Annotated in this window: 20 protein-coding genes; 9 read left to right on the plus strand and 11 right to left on the minus strand. The window is 51.5% G+C overall.

From position 1 onward, the window contains the following. The first annotated feature begins 79 nt into the window (after positions 1–79). Positions 80–1,006 carry a branched-chain amino acid transaminase gene (locus Q4501_RS17035; RefSeq protein ID WP_303597457.1) on the plus strand — a complete coding sequence of 309 codons (927 nt, stop codon included), beginning with the start codon at positions 80–82 and terminating at the stop codon, positions 1,004–1,006. Positions 1,007–1,093: 87 nt separating this feature from the next. Beyond that, positions 1,094–1,498 carry a DUF6165 family protein gene (locus Q4501_RS17040; protein ID WP_303597458.1) on the plus strand — a complete coding sequence of 135 codons (405 nt, stop codon included), beginning with the start codon at positions 1,094–1,096 and terminating at the stop codon, positions 1,496–1,498. 89 nt (positions 1,499–1,587) lie between these two features. Here Q4501_RS17040 and Q4501_RS17045 read toward each other — a convergent pair whose 3' ends face one another. Further along, entirely contained in the window at positions 1,588–2,619 is a 1,032-nt protein-coding gene (locus Q4501_RS17045; RefSeq protein WP_303597554.1) for a glycosyltransferase family 9 protein, read from the minus strand. Positions 2,620–2,764: 145 nt separating this feature from the next. Here Q4501_RS17045 and Q4501_RS17050 point away from each other — a divergent pair, with 145 nt between their 5' ends. The 7 genes from Q4501_RS17050 to Q4501_RS17080 all read left to right on the plus strand — a co-directional run bounded on the left by Q4501_RS17050 (position 2,765) and on the right by Q4501_RS17080 (position 10,261). Continuing rightward, a complete protein-coding gene (locus Q4501_RS17050) occupies positions 2,765–3,490 on the plus strand; it encodes a 3-deoxy-D-manno-octulosonic acid kinase (RefSeq protein WP_303597459.1) in 726 nt (241 codons plus the stop codon). A gap of 156 nt (positions 3,491–3,646) precedes the next feature. Continuing rightward, positions 3,647–4,999: an O-antigen ligase gene (locus Q4501_RS17055; RefSeq protein ID WP_303597460.1), complete on the plus strand. Its 1,353-nt coding sequence runs from the start codon at positions 3,647–3,649 to the stop codon at positions 4,997–4,999. 2 nt (positions 5,000–5,001) lie between these two features. Then, positions 5,002–6,603, plus strand: a complete 1,602-nt coding sequence (locus Q4501_RS17060) for an aldolase catalytic domain-containing protein (protein ID WP_303597461.1) — start codon at positions 5,002–5,004, stop codon at positions 6,601–6,603. A gap of 10 nt (positions 6,604–6,613) precedes the next feature. Beyond that, positions 6,614–7,372, plus strand: a complete 759-nt coding sequence (locus tag Q4501_RS17065) for a 3-deoxy-manno-octulosonate cytidylyltransferase (RefSeq protein ID WP_303597462.1) — start codon at positions 6,614–6,616, stop codon at positions 7,370–7,372. An 8-nt stretch (positions 7,373–7,380) separates the two neighbouring features. Further along, positions 7,381–8,649, plus strand: coding sequence for a hypothetical protein (locus Q4501_RS17070; RefSeq protein ID WP_303597463.1), 1,269 nt, complete (start codon positions 7,381–7,383; stop codon positions 8,647–8,649). A gap of 173 nt (positions 8,650–8,822) precedes the next feature. Further along, positions 8,823–9,476: an HAD family hydrolase gene (locus Q4501_RS17075; protein ID WP_303597464.1), complete on the plus strand. Its 654-nt coding sequence runs from the start codon at positions 8,823–8,825 to the stop codon at positions 9,474–9,476. A gap of 443 nt (positions 9,477–9,919) precedes the next feature. Next, on the plus strand, positions 9,920–10,261 hold the full coding sequence (locus tag Q4501_RS17080) for a hypothetical protein (protein WP_303597465.1): 342 nt from the start codon (positions 9,920–9,922) through the stop codon (positions 10,259–10,261). An 11-nt stretch (positions 10,262–10,272) separates the two neighbouring features. On the opposite strand, the gene Q4501_RS17085 is transcribed toward Q4501_RS17080, so the two are convergent. The 10 genes from Q4501_RS17085 to lpxL form a co-directional block, all read right to left on the minus strand. Next, positions 10,273–11,379 carry a glycosyltransferase family 4 protein gene (locus Q4501_RS17085; protein ID WP_303597466.1) on the minus strand — a complete coding sequence of 369 codons (1,107 nt, stop codon included), beginning with the start codon at positions 11,377–11,379 and terminating at the stop codon, positions 10,273–10,275. A gap of 2 nt (positions 11,380–11,381) precedes the next feature. Then, a complete protein-coding gene (locus Q4501_RS17090; RefSeq protein ID WP_303597467.1) occupies positions 11,382–12,539 on the minus strand; it encodes a glycosyltransferase in 1,158 nt (385 codons plus the stop codon). Continuing rightward, on the minus strand, positions 12,536–13,372 hold the full coding sequence (locus Q4501_RS17095; RefSeq protein ID WP_303597468.1) for a glycosyltransferase family 2 protein: 837 nt from the start codon (positions 13,370–13,372) through the stop codon (positions 12,536–12,538). The genes Q4501_RS17090 and Q4501_RS17095 overlap by 4 nt, the downstream gene beginning before the upstream one ends. Positions 13,373–13,441: 69 nt before the next feature. Beyond that, complete coding sequence (locus tag Q4501_RS17100; protein WP_303597469.1) at positions 13,442–14,353, minus strand: lysophospholipid acyltransferase family protein; 912 nt, start codon at positions 14,351–14,353, stop codon at positions 13,442–13,444. Next, positions 14,350–15,765 carry a mannose-1-phosphate guanylyltransferase/mannose-6-phosphate isomerase gene (locus Q4501_RS17105; RefSeq protein ID WP_303597470.1) on the minus strand — a complete coding sequence of 472 codons (1,416 nt, stop codon included), beginning with the start codon at positions 15,763–15,765 and terminating at the stop codon, positions 14,350–14,352. Before Q4501_RS17105 ends, Q4501_RS17100 begins: the two co-directional genes overlap by 4 nt. A gap of 114 nt (positions 15,766–15,879) precedes the next feature. Then, positions 15,880–16,548, minus strand: coding sequence for a YrbL family protein (locus tag Q4501_RS17110; protein WP_303597471.1), 669 nt, complete (start codon positions 16,546–16,548; stop codon positions 15,880–15,882). Positions 16,549–16,637: 89 nt separating this feature from the next. Next, entirely contained in the window at positions 16,638–17,675 is a 1,038-nt protein-coding gene (locus tag Q4501_RS17115; RefSeq protein WP_303597472.1) for a glycosyltransferase, read from the minus strand. After that, positions 17,672–18,787 (minus strand): glycosyltransferase family 4 protein, encoded by a 1,116-nt coding sequence (locus Q4501_RS17120; protein WP_303597473.1) that lies wholly within the window; start codon positions 18,785–18,787, stop codon positions 17,672–17,674. The genes Q4501_RS17115 and Q4501_RS17120 overlap by 4 nt, the downstream gene beginning before the upstream one ends. Continuing rightward, positions 18,784–19,764 carry a mitochondrial fission ELM1 family protein gene (locus Q4501_RS17125; RefSeq protein ID WP_303597474.1) on the minus strand — a complete coding sequence of 327 codons (981 nt, stop codon included), beginning with the start codon at positions 19,762–19,764 and terminating at the stop codon, positions 18,784–18,786. The genes Q4501_RS17120 and Q4501_RS17125 overlap by 4 nt, the downstream gene beginning before the upstream one ends. Next, positions 19,751–20,698: an LpxL/LpxP family Kdo(2)-lipid IV(A) lauroyl/palmitoleoyl acyltransferase gene (lpxL, locus tag Q4501_RS17130; RefSeq protein WP_303597475.1), complete on the minus strand. Its 948-nt coding sequence runs from the start codon at positions 20,696–20,698 to the stop codon at positions 19,751–19,753. Before lpxL ends, Q4501_RS17125 begins: the two co-directional genes overlap by 14 nt. Between the last annotated feature and the right edge of the window lie 40 nt (positions 20,699–20,738).

A 20,738-nucleotide genomic window follows, 5' to 3' on the forward strand; every position in this document is an offset into this window, starting at 1 on the left:
TGAGCCTGGTGTCGTTCTATCAAAATTTCCTGCTAGAATGCTAAATCCCCGAAAACCGCTTTTTTAGGAGCAATAAAGAATGTCGATGGCTGATCGCGATGGCGTTATCTGGCTGGATGGTGAAATGGTTCCCTGGCGTGAAGCCAAAACCCACGTCCTGACCCACACCCTGCACTACGGCCTGGGCTGTTTTGAAGGGGTGCGAGCCTACAACACTGCGAATGGCCCGGCTATTTTTCGCTTGAAAGACCATACCGATCGTTTGTTCAGGTCCGCCCACATTCTGAACATGAAAATGCCGTTTAGCAAAGAAGAGCTTAACGAGGCGCAGTGTGCAGCGGTTCGTGAGAATAATCTTGATGAAGCTTACCTGCGCCCAATGGTCTTTCTGGGTTCCGAGGGAATGGGGCTGCGAGCAGACAACCTGAATGTTCATGTAATGGTTGCAGCGTGGAGCTGGCCGTCTTACATGTCGCCAGAAGCCAAGGAAATCGGCATCAAGGTGCGTACCTCTTCCTACACTCGTCACCATGTCAACATCACCATGTGCAAGGCCAAGGCGAACGGCAACTATATCAACTCCATGCTGGCATTGAACGAAGCCATTGCCAGTGGTTGTGAAGAAGCGCTGTTGCTGGACAACGAAGGCTATGTGGCGGAAGGCTCCGGCGAGAATATTTTCATCATGCGCAACGGTGTTTTGCACACCCCTGAGCTGACATCTTGTTTGGAAGGCATTACTCGACAGACCATTCTGGATTTTGCTGCCGACCTTGGGATTCCAGTGAAAGAACGGCGTATTACTCGTGATGAAGTGTACATTGCGGACGAGGCGTTCTTTACGGGTACTGCCGCCGAGGTGTTGCCAATTCGTGAACTGGATGGTCGGGCTATTGGCGCTGGCAAGCGCGGACCGGTTACAGAGAAGCTCCAGGCTATGTATTTTGATGCGGTCAAGGGCAGGCTCCCACAGCATAGCGAGTGGTTGACGCCGGTCAAAGGCTGAGCGTAAGTATTTTGTAGCCGTCCTCTGTTAACTGGCAGTCGGGCGGCTTCTTTGTTTTAAAATCCATAAAATTGACAGGTGCAGAAAATGACTGATGTCATTAAAGTTCCGGTTTCGTTCGGCGAAGTTCTCGACAAAATCACCATTCTGGAAATCAAATCTGAACGCATCAAAGATGAAGCCAAGGTTCGAAATGTCCGGCTTGAACTGGATGAGCTCAGCGCGACCTGGAACGAGGCAGTAAAGGACCAGAGCGCAATTGCTGAGTTGCGGAAGCAATTGAAAGCGGTCAATGAAGAACTTTGGGTAATCGAAGACGATATACGGGATGAAGAAGCGGCGCAGAACTTCGGCTCAAAATTTATAGAGTTAGCTCGTGCAGTTTACGTTACAAACGACAAGCGGGCGGCCCTGAAGAAAGACATCAATCTGGCGCTTGGCTCCCGATTTGTAGAAGAGAAATCCTATCAGGATTACACAGCACGGAAGTAAGCCTCTCCAGGCTTGTGTAAGGTAATCTTTCCCAGGCTGCACGAAATACCCCTCGTCCCGAACTGAATAGAGGTGGGAAGCGAGGGGTCCTATGGGTTAGCTGTCACCCACAAATCCAGCATCGTTGTAGCATCTTCAACCGTCACCAACTCCATGGCACCTTCGAATTCTGCCTTGGCTCCCCAGCGGGCCTCCGCCACCGTTTTTCCGGTGAATTTCTGTAATGCCTCCGGGTAACGATTAACGCACCATTTGAGCGAGTTATATGGGCCGGACCGGTTCGGGTTGCTGGCGGCAAATATTCCCAGCACATCTGTACCAACAGCGCTGGCAATGTGTGCGGGGCCGGTATCTGGCGCAACCACCAGGTCGGCATGGGACATCAATGCTGTGAGTTGCTTCAGCGTGTCTTTGCCACAGATGTTGTGAGCTTTCTCTTTCATGGCAGTTTCGATGGCGGCGCAATAGTCGGCTTCAAACGAAGCTGGGCTACCAACCAGGATAACCTTCATTCCATGCTGTCTCGCAGCATGATCCGCGAGTTGAGCGTAACGCTCAGGTGGCCAGTTTCTCAGCGCGTGGCTCGCACAGGGGCTAATGATCAGATTTTTGCGTTCACGGGCGAGGTGTTGATTGGCGAACTCGTGATCGCTTCCGGTAAGGGGGATTAACCATTTTGGCGGAGCGGCTCGCAGGCCTAGTGGTTCCAGGAAGCTGGCCAGACAGTCGCGAACATGCTGATGTTGAGCAGGCTTTATGCGGTGACCTACAAACAGACTGTGGAGGTCTTTACTGCGTGCTTTGTCATAGCCCACTCGAACTTTCGCGGGAATACAGGCGGACGCAAGGTTCGCGCGAAAGGCCACCTGCATATGCAGTAGCGCGTCAAACGAGCGGCCTTTCATTTTCTTCCGTAGGTCTGAGTAACCCTGACGCCCAGCGTTCTTGTCAAAGATAATAAACTCGACGCCGGGCATATCACCAACCAGCTTTGCTTCGATCTTTCCGATCACCCAAGTGATTTTGATGCCTGGCACCTGTTCCTGAAGGCTTAGCACGACAGGGATCACATGGGTAACGTCGCCAATAGCGGATAGTCGGAGAATACAGATGGAGTGAATCAATTTACAGCCTGTTTTAATTCTTTTACTGCTGAATGTAGAGCCTGGCGGGGCTCGTTGGTAAACTAACCGCCATTTTAGCCTATTGGGCTCCCAACGTCTTTACCCGGGAATTTCGGGTTGCCGGATTAGAGGCATCAAACTTTTGACACTGATTACGGACAGCCGGACACAACCCAGAAAATCGTTACTGCTGGTGTCATCTGAGTATGAGGCCGTATTAACCCCGGTCTGGTTTTGCCCGGACTTCTGGGCGGGCGATGCACAGCCTGTAAGCACGGGCGGGCGAGGTAGTGCCTGGTTTATCAGTGAGGAGAAAGGCAGCCTTGTTCTTCGTCACTATCGGCGGGGTGGGCTCATGGCGAGGCTGGCCGAGAAAACGTATCTGTTTACGGGTTTTGATCAGGCCAGATCGATATCAGAATTCCGTTTGCTGGAAAGCTTGTTGTCGGCTGGGTTACCCGTGCCGGAACCTGTTGCAGCGATTGCTTGGAAAACCCGCGTGTTTTGGTACCAGGCTGCAATTTTGATTAAACGTATACCTGATGCTGTAACCTTTGCGGACTCGTTAATGCTTGGCGAAGAACAATTGTGGCGGAAATTGGGGAGAGTGATACGCGAGTTTCACGATTTCGGTCTGGATCATGTAGACCTGAATTGTGACAATATCCTTGTGACTCGTGATCAGATATACCTGATTGATTTTGACCGCTGCAGGCTGCGGAGTTCGTCTGTCAGTGGAGGTGAACCCTGGAAGTCTCGTAATCTTTTGCGTTTGCGGCGATCGATGCGTAAACGGATATGCTTTTCCGAGCCAATGCTTGAACAATTTTGGGAAGTTCTCGTTGACGCCTATCAATCCGGCTCCTAGCGCCCAGCCTGGCTAAATTAAGAACCTATTGCTTGATATTAAACCCCTCGCCAAGGCAGCGATTCAGTAATTCCTGAGTCGTTGAGCAAAGTTTGAGCGTGCTTATCTAAGGCACGCCTCGATACTGGGCACACACTTTATAATCTGAGTTTTTACATGAATGATACGTCAAGCATTCGCTCCACGACCTCCCGCGTAATTTGGCAAGGGAGTGATATGTTGGCGATACCGAAACCTCTTTTTGCTTTGCTGGCTGGCCTGGCGCTACTTTACTCCATACTGCCGCTTACCGCGGTTCGATTGCCCAACTGGATCGAGATCTTATTTGCGTTGGTAGGCCTTTATACCCTGTTTCGCTTCGGAAGCGGACTGAGATGGAGTAGCCCCGTAAAGTTAATGGTGGCATCTATCGTTGTGTTGACGCTGAGCTGGGTATTCATGCTGCGGGATCATCCGGACCTCGCGCGCTCAGGACCCTCATTAGAGGATTTTCTGGATAAATTCTTTTTTCTTTTTATATCCATTGTACTTGCAGGTCGTGTTAGAAATGTTTTGGTTTACCTCAGCCTCATAGGACTTTTCATTATAGCCATGCCATGGCTGTCCGGTGACGGTTTCGAGGAGCTGGTTCAGGGCCTGCATGGCCAGCGAGCAAACTTTGGAATTAACCCGATCCGGACCGGCATATTGTACGGCGTTGTTTTCCTGGGGCTTTGCTGTTTCGCAGGTAAGTTTTTTTTGAACGGCAGGTTTTCACCTCTGCGATTCTGTATGTGGCTGATGCTACTTATTTTTACGCTCATGGCGATTGTGATAACACAGTCGCGTACTGCGATGGTGGCTCTGGTCCCTGCGCTATTCATTGGTATGGTTTATCTCTTTGCTGTTGTCAGATTATCGTGGGCTGGGAAGCTGCAGCTGGCCGTCGTGCTCGCCTTTGTATCGTTACTCGCCATTATTGCAAGCTATCAGGTGGGCTTGCCCGCTCTCGTAACAGACCGCTTTGAGAGTGAGTCAGTCGTTGTGGCTGATCTCATGAGTGGAGATTTGTCGGATATCCCTAAGACTAGCTGGGGATTGCGGGTTCATTTTCTCATTGAAGGTTCAAAGGGTATCACGGAGCGACCTTGGACCGGGTGGGGCTACCGGGCAGGGGAATTGATCCTAGACCAGGAGGGGCTTTTAAAGGGCAATAGCGACGCTTTCAGCCAAGTTCATAATGGGTATTATGAGGCTGCATTAAGGTACGGTGTTGGTGGGGTGATCATAGTTTTTTTGCTGTTTGCTTGGGGGTTCCGGGGGCTTTGGAATGCGCGGCAAGCTGGGTTGGTGGAACCCGATATGTTTGGGTTTTTGATAGTGACGCTTGTATTCTTTATGGTCACTAACCTGTTCGATGGAATATTGTTCCAAACAGAAGGTGTGCTGTTATTTAACATACTGATGGGGGTGACAGCCTCGTTTATTTTCCTCAACAGGTGTCAGCGACAAAAAAGTCAGGACGGATAGTGATGATCACACAGCTTGATTGCACCCTTAGAGACGGAGGGTATTACAATAATTGGAACTTTGAGCGGGGCTTGGTTGAGAACTATTTAGGCGCGATGGTAGAGGTTGGTGTGGGGGCCATCGAAATCGGTCTCAGATCACTCCGAAATCAGGGTTTCAAAGGAGCCTCTGCGTTCTGTAAGGATGAATATTTGAAAACCCTGCCACTTCCGGACGACGTTCTGATTGGCGTAATGGTCAATGCTAGTGAGTTGGTAGATGATGATGCCCTTGAATATAAATTGGGGCAGCTTTTTCCGGTTAATTCAGCCGCTTCACCCGTTTCGTTGGTACGTATTGCGTGCCACGTTCACGAGTTTTCGTCAGTGTTGCCGGCTACTGAATGGTTAAGGGAAAGGGGGTACATCGTCGGCTTTAACCTTATGCAGGTGGCCGACCGAACTCGAGATGAAATTCGGTCGTTAGCTCAAGCTGCGACACAGTATCAACCGGATGTTCTTTATTTTGCGGATAGCATGGGCTGTATGGATCCGCGTCAAACGGCCGAGGTGATTTCCTGGTTGCGGGAAGGCTGGCAAGGGCCGCTTGGAATCCATACTCACGACAATATGGGGTTGGCTTTGCAAAATACTTTGTGTGCGATAGACCAAGGTGTTACCTGGGTCGACGCCACCGTCACCGGAATGGGGCGAGGCCCTGGCAATGCTCGTACCGAGGAGTTGGCAATCGAAATGGCCGAGCGCAAAGGCCAGGACGTAAATCTTATCCCGTTAATGCAGTTGATCCGGACTCATTTTCGGCCGATGCAGTACCATTACGGTTGGGGGACAAACCCTTACTACTTCTTGGCTGGCAAGTTCGGAATCCACCCATCCTATGTCCAGGAGATGCTGGCGGATTCTCGTTATCTGGAAGAGGATATCCTGGCCGTAATTGAGCACTTACGCAAGGAAGGTGGCAAGAAGTTCAGTCGTGAAGCATTGGACTCGGCTCGCCACTTTTACCGTGGCGAGCCTGAAGGTAGCTGGTCTCCAGATGCCCTCCTGGCGGGAAGGGAGGTGCTGTTGCTTGGCTCCGGGCCGGGGGTCAAAGAACACAATGGCGCAATTGAGCAGTACATCCGCGAGTATCGGCCACTGGTTATGGCGCTCAACACTCAGTCGTCCGTTGATTCGGCGCTGATTGATGTGCGTGTGGCCTGCCACCCCGTGAGGCTGCTGGCGGATTGCGATGTCCATTCACGACTTCCTCAGCCATTGATTACACCCGCGTCGATGCTACCGGATCATGTTCGAAGCGCTTTACGAGGAAAAGAACTACTGGATTATGGTTTTAGCGTTAGAGGCGGTACCTTCCGGTTTGGTGACAGCTTCTGTACGGTCCCGGTTTCGTTGGTGATTGCATATGCACTCGCTATAGCGACTAGTGGAAAGGCCTTACGCATATTGATGGCTGGTTTTGATGGATATGGTGCTGATGACCCCAGGAGCGCCGAAATGCAATCACTATTGTCGCAATACCAAGCCTGTGCAGAAGCGTTACCTTTGCTCGCCGTGACGCCGACACGGTATTCAGTGCCGGTTCAATCCATATATGCCATGTAAGGGCCCTCTCATGCGCAGTGTTGTTTTAATTCCAGCCCGCTACGCTTCTAGCCGTTATCCCGGAAAGCCACTTGTGCATTTGCTAGGCAAGCCGATGATCCTTTGGGTGGCTGAGTTGGCGGCCAGAGCGGTATCGGCGGAAAATGTCTATGTCGCAACAGACGATAACCGTATCGCATCGGTGGTGGAAGGAGCTGGTTTTCAAACTGTTATGACTGAGAAAACAGCGTTGACCGGCACAGATCGTCTTGCAGAGGCAGCTGAATCGATTGAGGCGGATATTTACATTAATGTTCAAGGTGATGAACCTTTGGTAGACCCTCAGGATATCCTCAATGTCCGAGACGCTAAAGCCGCAAATATGGATCAAGTAGTCAATGGCTTTAGCTGGCTATCCGAATCGGAGGAGCCTTCAAATCTGAACATTCCCAAGGTGATTACTAACGAGTCCAGCCGTCTCATATACATGTCTAGAAATCCGCTTCCGGGCTTCAAAAGCTCGGAGAATGCGCCTTCGCGGTATCGCAAACAGGTTTGTATCTATGGTTTTACTCGCGATGAATTGTTTGCCTTCCGTGATTTTGGCCGTAAAAGTACCCTCGAACACAGTGAAGATATTGAGATTTTGCGTTTTTTCGAGCTTAGGAAAAACGTGCTTATGGTCGAAACCAAACCTGGCAGCTTGGCGGTTGACGTTCCTGAAGATGTTGCTGGCGTCGAGGCCGCGCTACTAGCTGCTGCAAACAGTTCTCCTGTCGTAAAAGGTTAATGTCTGTTGTGATCAATAAGCTACTGTTTGCAAAAAAGCGTCAAGATCGCTGGTGGCGCTTCAATACACTTAAAGCGGCTTTCTGTCAGGCCCAACATGCTGGTGACTATGCGCTGGAAGCGAGAGTGCTCTCCAAGGCATTTAGTCGTATGGGCTATAAAAGGCCTCCTACTGATATCATGAAACTTTGGCATGAGCTCGTTGACGTTGGAGCTACGCGAAGGGCAGTTATTGCCAAAACTGACATTGATCGCATCGAAGTGATTGTTGAAGATATCGATCCACTGATTTTGCCCTACTTGTGTTGGCTAGACCTCTATCATCTGTGCATAGGGTTAGGTCTATATTCACCTGCTGAAATCATGCGCAATCAGGCACTATCCAAGGCCACGGCTCAAGCAGCTTCTGAAGGTTCTCTTAGCCAGCTCTATGTTGGGTTTTACGCAGAAATAGAGGTTGGGCATTTCGGAAGTGCTTGGAAGTTTTTACAGGAAATGAGACGCCAGGGTTGTTCAGATGATCGGCTGAGACAAGCGGAGTGGCTCTGGCAGGTCCTTTCCCAAAATAGTGAAGGTGAGATCGTTGGATATAGCCGTTCAGAAGAGCCTTCAAATTCGGAATTCGCGCGGTTCATAGAGGGGCGGCAGGTTGCGTTGGTTGGACCAGTGGCCAGTTCAGTTGACCAGGGAGCTGAAATCGACAGCCACGACGTGGTCGTCAAGTTTAGCTATCGGGGGGGCGACAAGGGCAGGGACCCAGTGACTCAAGGGCGTCGTTTAGATGTCAGTTACTACAACAATACCCAGGCAAAGGCATTGGCAGAGGGTGATTTTGATAGCGTCCTGTCCAGCCTTCGATGGGCAGTGTGTATTAACCGAAAGGGCCTCGGCCAACTTCCAAAAAACCAAGCCAATATTCGCCAGTTGGCCTCGTTCGACTGGATGTTGCCGGATACTCACTTCAATGCAGGCCCAAATGCTGTTCTCGACCTCCTAAGGTTCAATCCGGCGGATATCCGTGTCTTCAATACAGACCTTATGCTATCGGCAGGACGTTTTGCGGGTTATAACCCGGCGGGAGCCAAGCCTATCGACTACACGCGCTCTTTTATAAAAACACATGATCCGATTCTCCAATACAGGTTCATGGAGCGGCTTTGGAGCATTGGTTTGATACATGGTGATGCTCGCTTCAATGAGGTGATGGCGCTGGGTGAAAAAAAATATATGAACCTGCTTCAGAAAGCGCATGGTGCGAACACGCAGGCACTGTTTTAGACAATTTCCTGGAACTGGCAGCACCACGCTGGAAGAACTTAGCGATAGCCAATGGTGTTGAGTGTGTTTCTAAGTGTATGACAATGAGCTCGATTACGTGTGAGTTGTCATCTCCTGGTTCTTCTCTGATCGGCGGAGGAACCATTAAATAGTTTACAGTGGGGTTGAACGGAGTGGCGTTCCCGAACAAATATAAAACCTGGGTTTTCGATTGTGACGGTGTCTTGCTGGATTCGAACAAGGTCAAGACTCAGGCCTTTTATCAGGTAGCCAAGCCCTATGGCGAGGCGAAAGCAGACGCATTGGTTAGCTATCATGTCAATAATGGCGGTATATCTCGATATGTGAAATTCAACATGTTCTTGACGGATATTATTGGCCGATCCACGGTTGACCAAGAAGAGTTACAACGATTGTTGAACGGCTACGCAGCATATGTTCGTGATGGGTTGAGATCGTGCGAAGTAACGAAAGGTCTGGATGAACTGCGTAAGTTGACTCTCGGAGCAAACTGGCTGGTTGTTTCTGGAGGAGATGAACAGGAGTTGCGAGAGGTCTTTGACGACCGGCAACTCAGTCATTATTTTGAAGGAAATATTTTCGGTAGTCCTGACACTAAAGATGAAATCCTGGCAAGAGAGATCGGCTCGGGGTTGATACGTCACCCTGCGGTCTTTGTGGGCGATAGCGAGTATGATTATGTAGCGGCATCACGGGCGAATCTGGACTTTATTTTTGTTCGCCGGTGGAGCGAGTCTGGCTACGCGTTTTCGGAAGCATCGATGGCTGTGGATGGGCTAGACTCTCTTGTTCAGTTGGCTCAATGAATGCTTGGAATGCCCTTGGCGGGCCAGAAGATACAGCATATGAACAATGTGTCGCTGTTGTGCCTAGACCCTTGCTTCCCAAGCCTCAGCACAATTCCCATTGTCGATTTATTTTGAAAGTCTTTAATTAGGAATACTTCTTGGCTTTAAAGTACTGGCTCAGAGCTCTAAGAATTGACACCTGGAACCGCGTTCGCTTTGGTGAGGGTGCGCCTTGCTACGCGGAGCGCATTTGGGTTGATCCTAGTCAATGCGAAAAATATATTGAGGCGGAAGATCTGGGGCATTACTTTGGAGCGAGCATTCGCCAGATGTCAGGGCGGGTTGTAGGCACATGGCCAGTACCTATGGAGCAGCCATGTGATCAGCACCCCAAACTCGCGTACTGTTGGGCTCACTGGCAAAAGGGCGACAACTGGGAGCAGTCTGGTGCGATTAGTTATATGTTAAGAGAAATTTCTGTGTCGAAAACCGGGGTGGTTGACGATTGTCGCACGCCTGAAGATGTTATCGAACGCTATAGAAAGCTGGATTCAATCTGGTCTGACGTAAAGCAGCGCGGTTCACTGCCGTCACGAGCGACTTTGGATGCGAATAACTTCCGAGAAGTTGGTGGGGTTTTGATGCATATCGGGCCGGGCGGTGAGCCAATTTTTTCAGGAGCAGGCTGCCATCGTTTTGCGATGGCGTTAATGCTCAAAACACCTTTCCCGGCGCAGATTGGAATTGTTCACCGGTCGGCCCTAGAGATCCTGCCGCAACTGCGCTCTTGCCCACGCCCCTGAATGATGGCGTTTCAGGCATTGGGGTCAATATGTAGGACATCGTGATACGCCATTAATGTATTTTGAAAAAAAGCCTCAGGCGAGAACTTTTCGATCAGGCGGGTCTTGGCGTTTACCCCCAAACGTTGCCGCAAATGAGCATCGCTCGCCATGCGCTCCCAAGCTTGAGTAAGTGCGTCAGCATTTCCTGCCTCAATGACCAGTCCGGATTTTTCGTGCTCAATCAACTCGGTTGGCCCTGGAATGTCGGTGATGATAATAGGCAGTGCTGCTGCCATGGCTTCTTTTACAGAGCGGGGCAAGCCTTCTCTTCCAAGTGAGGGCTGTATATAAAGGTCAGCATGACAAAGCCAGTCAGTTGCATTCTTGACTCTCCCGATCAAAAATATTCGCTGGTGCGCCGGCCCTTCTGAGGCCAGCCGCTCCGCTTCAGGACTGCTATTGCCGAGAACGATGAGAATATTTTTTGTGTCGTTCAGCTGATGGAATGCTTTAATCAGAATTTCAAGCCCTTTATGCGGACGTCCAGCGCTGCTACCCAGAAATATGCCGATAAACCTGTCTTCCGGTAGCTTCGGAAAGTCGGCCGGTTGCGGGCTCTCAACGTTGATCCACGAAGGGTCAAACCCCTTGTAGTTCAATCGAAGCTTATGCTCAGGCAGCCGGGTCTTCATATACTGATAAACTGACTTGCTAACACAGAACGTTAATGAAACCTTCGGGTGGAGCGCACCTAGCCAATAGGTTGGGTCAGTCTTGCGAATGCGGGCACTGGTGCCACGGTAGGCAATAATTTTAACGTTGGTAAAGTACGTTGCCCAGATTGCATTGGCGAGTGCAGTAGAATCGGTTGCATGAATCAAGTTGATATCGAATTGCTTTACGACCGAGCGAATCTGGCAAATAAATGGGACATCAAACTTCCCCTTTTTACGCACGGGGTTGATAAGTATTTCTTCTTTCTCCAGGAAGTCCAGGCTAGTGCCGCTGGCCCAGCAGATTACTTTAATGAACACGCCGTGGTTGTGCAGTTGCCGAATCAGATCGAGCTCTGCTGCATCCAGCCCTGTTTTGATAAATAAAACGCGGATGGGCGTTTTGGTCTGATCGGCTGTCATTCTCATGCTCTTAACGGAGGTGGAGTGGCGAGAAAAAGATCAACAATTCGTTTTTGGTCGAAGTCCGAGAGCCATTCAGCTTTGATAGTCACCGGCAGCTCGCTCAGTACCCTATTCATTAAATCTGCCAAACTACCAGCAGTCATCTGAGATAAGTAGCACTCCAGTTCACCTTTAAATACGTCACGGATTCCGCCAGGGCAGTCGACTGATATAACTGGCGTTCCGCAAGCAAGCGCCTCCGTCAAGACGATCCCTAAGCCTTCAAACTCAGAGGAAAGCACGAAGAGGTCTGCGTGTCTCATCCAGTTATAGGGGTTGCGCCGCTTACCCGCGAAGATTACATTCGCCGAAATTCCTAGCTCACGTGCTGTTTGTTCTAAAGATTCGCGAAGAGCACCGTCTCCCACAATAACCAGTTTTTGACGAGGCTGGGCGAGAGCATATGCGCGTAATAGCAAATCATGCCCTTTCTGAGGCACAAGGCGCCCCACGTTTAAAATATAGGGTTCCTCGGGAATATCCGGGTCAGATAGTTCTGCCAGAGCTTGAATTTCTTTGATTGGGCAGGGGTTTGTAATCACTCTGAGGCTTTTGGGTGCAATACTGCCTTGTTTAAACGCGTCGGTCGCTGATGCATACACCCCTGATGACACGCACGCCAAGTGACGGTTTTTGAAAACCAGCCTCCACTCCAGCTTCTTTTGCCAGAGGGGGCGGTCATGATGGATTACGTTTTCCAACACATAGATATTACGGTCATCGTGGAACGACCAGAAATACTTGAAGGTGCCCAATCCGCGAAATATTATCCGGTCGAATCGACCATGCTGCTTTTCCAGAACACGGACTTTGTGTTTTAGTAGCCAGCCGCTCAACCAGCCAACCCATATGAAATGAGACTTTGGCACTATAATTCCCAGAAAAAGCCGGGATAACAAGAATACTGGAATACCAATAACGGATTTCAACAATGCTTTTAACTGATCATGGTGGTGGAGGTGAACGTCCGGATGATTCGGTTGCAGGTCATTCGGGTGGTTTCGACAGGACAGAATATGGCTCTCATGGCCCTCTTCTGCGAACGCATCGGCAAGATTGACGGCCACACGCTCCATGCCACCCATCTTTAGGCTGTGAATGACAACAAGGGTTCTCATTTGGGTGAGCCCTTCTGGATGCCGTGCTCGGTTCTGATGGTTTTATTGTCCTTAACCGCTTTGCGAATGGCCTTATTTTTTGCCCAGATTTCGGGTTTGGCATAGCCCCTAGCATGATCGAGGTGCAAACAAACCGTACTGTACCGTATTTGTCGGGACTTGTGACCATAGTTCCATAGGCGTTCACCCAGCTCCCGATCAAGTCCGCCATATTGCATATCTTCATTAAATCCGTTTACTGCAATCAGGTCTTTTGTCCAGGTTGAGCTGTTCATGCCATTCCAGCTTGCAGCTGCTGGAGTGATCCGGTTCATCAGGTTTCTGAAGGCGCGGGATTTCGACAGTTTCCATAGTTTGTGGGTTTTCGGCTGTCCGCATTTTATAAGCCAGGCTGCATCGAAGATCCGGCCGGAACGTATATCTTGCTCTGTAATGGCTTCGGAAACAGGCATTGTCAGTTTAATGTAACCCCCAGAAAGAAAGGTGGAGGGTGCCGCGAGTAAACGGTGTGTTTCAATCAGGTCGGGTGCGGGGATACAGTCTCCATCAGTGAAAACAAGATAATCGCAGGAAGTGCCTGCAATTGCCTTGTTCAATATCTGGCATTTCCGAAACCCTTTATCTTCATGCCATATGTGGTCAATCGAAAGTAGCTTCCGGGCTTTGAACGTTTCGACAAGATCGCGAGTTTCGTCGTTGGAGCCATCGTCGGCGATGATGACGCGGAAGTCTTTGAACGACTGGTTTTCATAACCGGTCAGGACTTTGCTAAGCCACAGGGGCGAATTATAAGTGGTGATAACTACACCGATGGATTGAGGAGCGATACTCATATTCGTGTAACCACTAACGAAGGGTTTAAATGATGGATAGCACTGCGTTGCGCGGTTGGCCGCGAGTGATTACCCACGGCAGACCCTGTCCGGGTAGTAGGGATTGGGCTCGCCCTTGGGTCTATGCCGAAGTCGCTTGTATTCCCATTGATACTGTTCCGGGCTGAGGCGTATTACGCTTTCGATCGATTTGTTTAGCGCAGTAGCGGCGACCACAGGATCCGGGTGGGCGAGGTCTGGATGGGCTTCCTTAACTACAATGCGAAACCCCTTTGAACTTGGCAGCCGTTCCGCATATGTGACTAGGGCGTTAGCACCTGTCTTTTGCATCAGCTTGGCTACCAGTGTCATAGTTCTGACCTCTGTACCAAAAAATGGTGCATAAGCATTGGTTTTACCACGCGGAGACTGGTCCGGAAGAATGCCAGTTACACCCCCCTCCTTGAGAATCGACATTAACCTCATTAATCCCCGCCGGTCTCCTCTGACAAGTTCCGCCCCAACTCGGCTGCGGACCTTGATCATATAGTCTTCAAATTCTTTCATGTTGGGCGGGCTATATAGAGAAGCCATTTTATATTTGGATGAAAAATACAATCCTGCAAGCTCCCAATTACCGATATGGGGAGCCAGCAATATCAGCCCATTGCCGGTCGACAGTGCCTTTTCTACCAACTCCACGCCCTCGCATTGCTGAATGAGGTCGAGACATTTTTGAACTGGCCACTCCCACATCAGCGGAATTTCAAGAGCCGTCATGCCCGTATGACGCAGGGAGCTATGAGAAAGCAGGTCACGTTTCTCCTTATCCAACTCCGTCAGGCACAATTCCAGGTTCACATCCGTTACTCTTCGGGACTCTGACCTGAATTTCCAAGCTGCGCCGCCGAAAAACCTGCCAATGTGTTGAGCTGCTTTTAAGTTCAGCATGCTCGAAGCTCTGAGGACAAATTTAAGGAGGTAGGATTTTAGTTTTTTCATGCGCGCCCGTACTTGTCTTCGTATCGAACGATGTCATCCTCACCAAGATAGGAGCCGGATTGCACCTCAATCAGCTCCAGATCGATAACTCCGGGGTTTTCCAGTGAGTGCACCTGGCCTATCGGGATGTAAGTAGACTGGTTTTCGGTGACCAGATAAGTCTTTTCACCGTTGGTGACTCTTGCTGTGCCGCTGACGACAATCCAGTGTTCAGCGCGGTGGTGATGCATCTGGACGGATAGTTTTGCGCCGGGCTTTACAGTGATTCGTTTTACCTGGTAGCGAGGGCCGCTGTCGATGGAGTCATAGATGCCCCAGGGCCGGTAAACCTCCCGGTGATTCATATGCTCATGCCGACCATCGCTGCGTATTTGCTCAACCACAGCTTTTACGTCCTGCACTTTGTCTTTATGGGCGACCAGAACCGCATCCTTGGTTTCGATGATAACTAGGTCATCGACGCCGATAGTTGCGACGAGTCTGCTGTCTGCGCGAACCAGTGTGTTCCGGGTTTGATGGGCTATCACGTCGCCGTTGAGATTGTTGCCGTCCGGGTCTTTTTCGCTGACATCCCAAAGGGCGGACCAGGATCCTATGTCGCTCCAACCAGCGTCCAGAGAGACAACTGCTGCGTGATCGGTTTTTTCCATAACCGCATAGTCTACGGATTCCGACGGGCAGTTTGCGAACAGCTCTGAGTTCACACGGATAAAATGAAGGTCTTCGCTGGTATCTGCCATTGCTGCACGGCAAGCGGACAGAATGTCAGGGCGGTGTAACTCCAGCTCCGTCAAATACTGTCGCGCACCAAAGAGGAACATGCCGCTGTTCCAAAGATACTCTCCGGACTCAAGGTAGGTTTTGGCAGTCTCAATATCGGGCTTTTCCACAAATCCATCAACCGAGAAACAGTCAGTCGCCAGTTCACTGCCGCGATGTATATAGCCGTACCCGGTTTCTGGCTGATGGGGCACAATACCGAAGGTAACAAGCTTGCCCTTTTTTGCCAGAGGTACAGCTTTTGCCACGCCTGCCTGGAAAGCCTCGACATCCTTGATCAGATGGTCGGCAGCAAGAACCAGCATAAGCGGGTCATCGCCATCGGCGCTCTCACATAGTTGAAGTGCCGCCAGTGCAATGGCAGGTGCGGTATTGCGACCGCAAGGTTCAAGGATAATGCAGCTATCCTCATGGCCGGATTGCCGCATTTGTTCCGCAGCCAGGAATCTGTGCTCTTCATTGCAGATCAGGAGTGGTTGTTGAGCGCTCATTCCGTCAAGCCTGGCCACCGTCGATTGCAGCATCGAGAGCGGGCTATCTGTCAGTTTCAGAAACTGCTTCGGGTTCAGTTGTCGTGACAACGGCCAAAGTCGTGAGCCGGTACCGCCAGCCATAATGACGGGATGAATCATGAGCATACTCCGGGCTTGATTGCGTTTATGAGAGCGTTCCTGAACACTGCATTCAAAGGTTGGATCTTACCATATGGGCTGAGCATCGACAGTGCTGTGGGCCCGGTGCAGGTTTCATAACTGTTGTGAGTCCTCCCAGGACCGTTTTCTGTCACTGAGCTCCCATGCGATGCGCTTGTAGAAGCGATTGATTCGTCTCGTTATATAGCGCTTTCGCCATGCCGGAATCGCCGCTAGCTTGTTCTGAGCGCCGGGTGCTCCCAATCCGTCGACCAGGAAAAGCTCTGGTTGGTCATTTCGTAGGGTGACCACCAGATTGTGAGGCAAGAGGTTGCGAGTCAATATTCCTGTATTTTCAAGCCATTCACAGAAACGCTCTGAAGCAGCTTTTATAGGTGTGTCAAAGCCGTGTTGCTGCAAGTAGCTCTCAAGCGTCTGAGCAGGTTCTCCGTGGTCGTCCAGGAGAAGCTCACTCTCATTGGCGGAGCCGAGCGAAGTTGATGTTTCACCATAGAATCGCGGGAGATGTTTCCAGACGCAGCTTTCGTGGCCCCGTTTGATCAACGATACTATGGCACTCTGCTGGTGAGCACGCTGTTCCTGTGTGTTGTCGTTGATTCTGGATTTGCCGAGCAGTTTCTTCAAAGGCATCTGCCGCTGATAGCGGGCTTCTATATTTTCAGGGCGAATTACTTTCAGGCAGCGGCCAGGAATGCCGGGGTGCCGGTAACAGTGTCGATTGGATCCCGAGGCAAAGGGCTTCTGGTCTGAAAGATTGATCATGGCAGCGCCTTTCTCCTTGGTGGTACATGCATAAATGCAGGGGCATTAATCGTATGCGACAGTGTTGTGAGAGTGAATTCAGAGTGCTTTCAGGTATGGATGCTTTCTTGAAGCTCGTAATAGAAAGCCGCTGTTCGGGTCGCCATAGCCTCCAGTGTCAGTTCCCGTGAAGCAAACTCAAAACACGCTGTCTGGCTTTTTTTAAGGCTTTCGGGATCTGCAAGCTGTGCTGACACCAGCGTCTGTAACGCGCTCACATCTGTAGCGGTGGCCAGGCTTTCGGCGGGAAGCATCTCAAGGGCGCCATTGACCGGCGTTGAGAGCACGGGGCAGCGCACCAGTAAGGCTTCGACAAGAGTATACGGAAAACCCTCACGCGCGGAACTGATTACGCACACTGATGCTTGCTGAAGCCAGGCCGTCGGGTTGTCTTCGTAGCCAGGCAGTTTTATGAAGCTTTCAGCGTCCAGGCGCTGGAGCTGAGCCTTCAGCTTTTCGGCCTGGGATCCCTCGCCAAGTATATAGAGTGGCAGCGCCGGCTTGATCGACGCCCATGCAGAAATCAGGCAGTCGAACTGCTTGACTGGCTCGAGGCGACCTATGGCCACTGCAAAGTGCTGGTTTCCGGGTACCGGATGAGTTGTTTTTTTCTCTTTGTTCTGGAGCTTGAGCCCATTGTGAATCAGGGTCTTAGCGGGATGTGACAGTGACTTCAGAATGCCTTTGCTTACGGCAATGACGCCATCAAGTTTGTCGAAATCCTTATGGCTGGATTTGGTGCCATGTACTGTGCCCACCGTTATGCTTCCCGGGATTTCCATCGCTGAAATCAGCGCCGCGGCCTTGTTGCCCTGGGCATGGATTACATCGGGTGAGAGTTTGCGAAGCATTTGCCTCAAACGGAGCTTTAGCAAGGGATTCCGTCTTCCCCACTGAACCGGTAACGGATGGAAAGTGATTTCGTGTGAAAAGCGATGTCGGTAACCCGGGTGTGCCAGAACATGTACCCTGTGGCCGGCGCGCGCAAGTTCTTCCGCAAGGTCAGCTGTGTGCTTCTCCATGCCGCCCCAATTACCTCCCGGAGTGGCGATTAATTGGGCAACGGTGAGGCGGTTGGTTGAGTTCACGGTGAAGGGGGCGCTTTGGTGAGAACTTTGCGGTAAACCTCCAGTGTCGACTCTGTTTGTGCCTCGAGACGAAATCTGAAGGGAATCTCGATATTCGGGGAATAATCGCTCAGCAGCCTGAGCGCAACCCCGGCAAACTCTCGGGTATCGTCGGGCGTTACCAGCCCGTCCCGAAAACATGCTTGCAGCGTTTCTGCTGCGCCGCCTCGGTTAAATGCGACGACGGGCGTGCCGGACGCAAGTGCCTCGGTAACTGTGCGGCCGAAGGGCTCGGGTTTTGTCGACATGTGACAAACGAGGTCGGCGAACAGATAGAGCTCCGCCATGTCATCTCTCTGGCCGAGAAAGGTGACTTTATCGTTGAGGCCGAGCTTCGCACGGTGCTGTTCAAGCTCCTCCATGAAATGTTCTTTGCCTGGTTCTGCACCGCCAACAACAATGCCATGGCAGTCGAGCTTCTCACGGACGATTTCTTTCATGGCCTCAAGAAACTCCAGCTGGCCTTTCCAGCGGGAAATGCGTCCGGGCATCATGAGGATTCGCTTGTTATCGAGCTGCGGAAATTGCACAAATAGAGCCGTTAGCCATGCTTCGCTCAAGTCTCGGTGCTGAAAATAATCCACATCCACGCCGCGCTGTATTACGGTGAGTTTGTGTTCGGGAACCTGAAAATTATGGAGGACGTAGTCGCGCACGCAATTTGAAACTGCAATTACGTGATCTGATTTCGCCATGATCGCGCTGTATCGGTTAACGGAGTACATTCCGTGAAACGTTGAAACGATCGCGGGGCGCTGATACGCCGGTAAGCTCTTCCACGCCAGGCGTACAATCCACGCAGGCATGCGTGAGCGGACATGAATGATGTCTGGCTGCAGTTCCCGAATCAGCTTTCTCATAGGGCGAATCTGGCCGAATGACGCAGGCGATTTACGGTGGATGGGCATCTGAATGTGGGTCGAGCCTTGCTTCTCGAGGCGTTTCGCCAAAGGGCCACCGTTGGACACGACATAGGATTCATGGCCGAGACGCACCAGGTCAGACGCAAACTCGACAGTTCCTCTTTCTACACCGCCACTGTAGAGGGCGGGCAGCGCCTGAAGAATTCTCAAGAAGTCTTCCTCTTTTGCTCGTTTTGTTTTTTTCCAGCGCCCTGTGCAAGCCACCGGTGGATGACCCAGTTTGCGGCCCTATCTGCTTCCCAGATATGTTTTTCCTGGCCTGTTTTGCCGCCCATAACCGCAGCGTGATCGCTCCAGCGGGCCACATAACCTGCTTCGACGAGTCGTTGAACGCCGCTGGCGACCCGGCTGCCCGGATGCTCAGGTAGCTGAAACAGGCCGGTTGGTACGCCGGAGGTTGCAGCTTCGCACACCATGGACATGCTGTCGGGGGTTACCCATATTGCCCTGGATGCGGCAACTCTATGGTTGAGCCAATCTTCGTAAGTGTCGTCTGGGTTGACCACAGTGACTCGCGGGCCAGAAAGTTCTTCAAGTCTCGCCCTGAAAGCCTCCGGAGTTCTTCTTGAGCCGCTGATCGTCCAGCGCCATTGCGGGTACTCACCCATCAGGTTGGCAACTTGTCCAAATACAACGTCATCATCCCAGTCAAAATGTGGAGACGGCCCGCCAAGTAACAGCAGGGCTTCCGGTTTGTCCGTGATTTTCGCAAGTGGGGTGATCGTGTTGATAACACCGTCGGTAATCAGGGTGTCCCGGTTTTGAGCAATGTCATCGTGGGCCGGGATAATTGAGCCACTGATCCAGGTTCGAGGGAATCCGGGCTTCATTAGGACGAGCGTTGTGGCTTTCTTTAACCGCCTTAATGATAACAAGAGTCCGTGAGTACCCGAGCCTGCCGCGATGATCAGGTCCGGGTGGGGGAGTGCACTATCCAGGTTCGGAGGTATTGCCAGTAGTGCGCGCCAAAACGGAACCTTGGTGTCGAGCGCGTTTATCCAGAACAGGCTGGCGCCAGCTTTCACGCGCAACCGGTTGCCCAGGCCTTTCAGTTGGTTCCTGTGCCCTGGTTTGTTGTCTGTGAGCAACCATATTACAGGCGCTGCCGATGCTCTATTTATTGCCATAGAACCCTGGGTCGTCCTTGTCTGGTCGCGTTTTGAAGCGTCGGTGCATCCATAGGTACTGGTCGGGAGCGCGCCGGATTTCCCTCTCAAGTATCTGGTTGATCTCTGTTGCGTCCTGCAGGTCGTCACCGCTTGGAAACGATTCCAGCGGAGGGTGGAAATAAATGTCGTACCCGGGCTTATCCTCCCGCCGGAAGTGGCTGAAGGGAACCACCTTACATTTACTGCGCGCCGCGATTCGTGACGTTGCGGTTATGGTACCGGTAGGTATTCCAAAGAAGGGCGCAAATACAATATCTTTGCGCCCGTAGTCCTGATCGGCGGCGTACCAGACGGTGCGATTATTGCGCAGGCTTCGGAACAGGCCCCTAAGATCTCTGGCGCCAAGCACTGTGTCATATCGGCGCTCACGTGCCCGGGTCATGATGGCGTTCATTAGCGGATTGTTGTGATCACGTTGCATCACATCCGCTTCAATATACTCAGTAACGAGGCTGCCACCGAGGTCCAGTGTGCTGTAGTGGCCGCCCAGCAGCAATACGCCTTGGCCTTCGGCGAGTGCGTTATCAAGGTGCTCCTTCCCGTGAACTTCCGTTATGCCGGTAAGCTTTGCAGGGTTTCGAAACCATGCGATACCCAGTTCCATCAGGCCAATTCCATTGGCGATAAAGGCATTGCGGACCAGAGCAGCCTGCTGCGACTGATTGAGCTCCGGAAAGCACAGCCGGATGTTGACTTCGGTTATGTGGCGGCGCCTGCTGGCAAAGCGCCAGGCGAGAAGTCCGGCCAGCTTGCCGAGCCACCATTGAAAGCGGATAGGAAGTTGAGCCAGACACCACATAACTGCAATCCCGGCCCAGGTCGACCACCAGCGCGGATGGAGGTAGGCGGTGTAGTCAGTATTGCGTGGTTGCCTGCGGTATTTCTTCTTCACGTGATACAGGTCCCGGGTTCAGTAAGTTGCTGGGCAGACT

It is taken from the genome of Marinobacter sp. 2_MG-2023, assembly GCF_030546935.1.
Lineage (GTDB): Bacteria > Pseudomonadota > Gammaproteobacteria > Pseudomonadales > Oleiphilaceae > Marinobacter.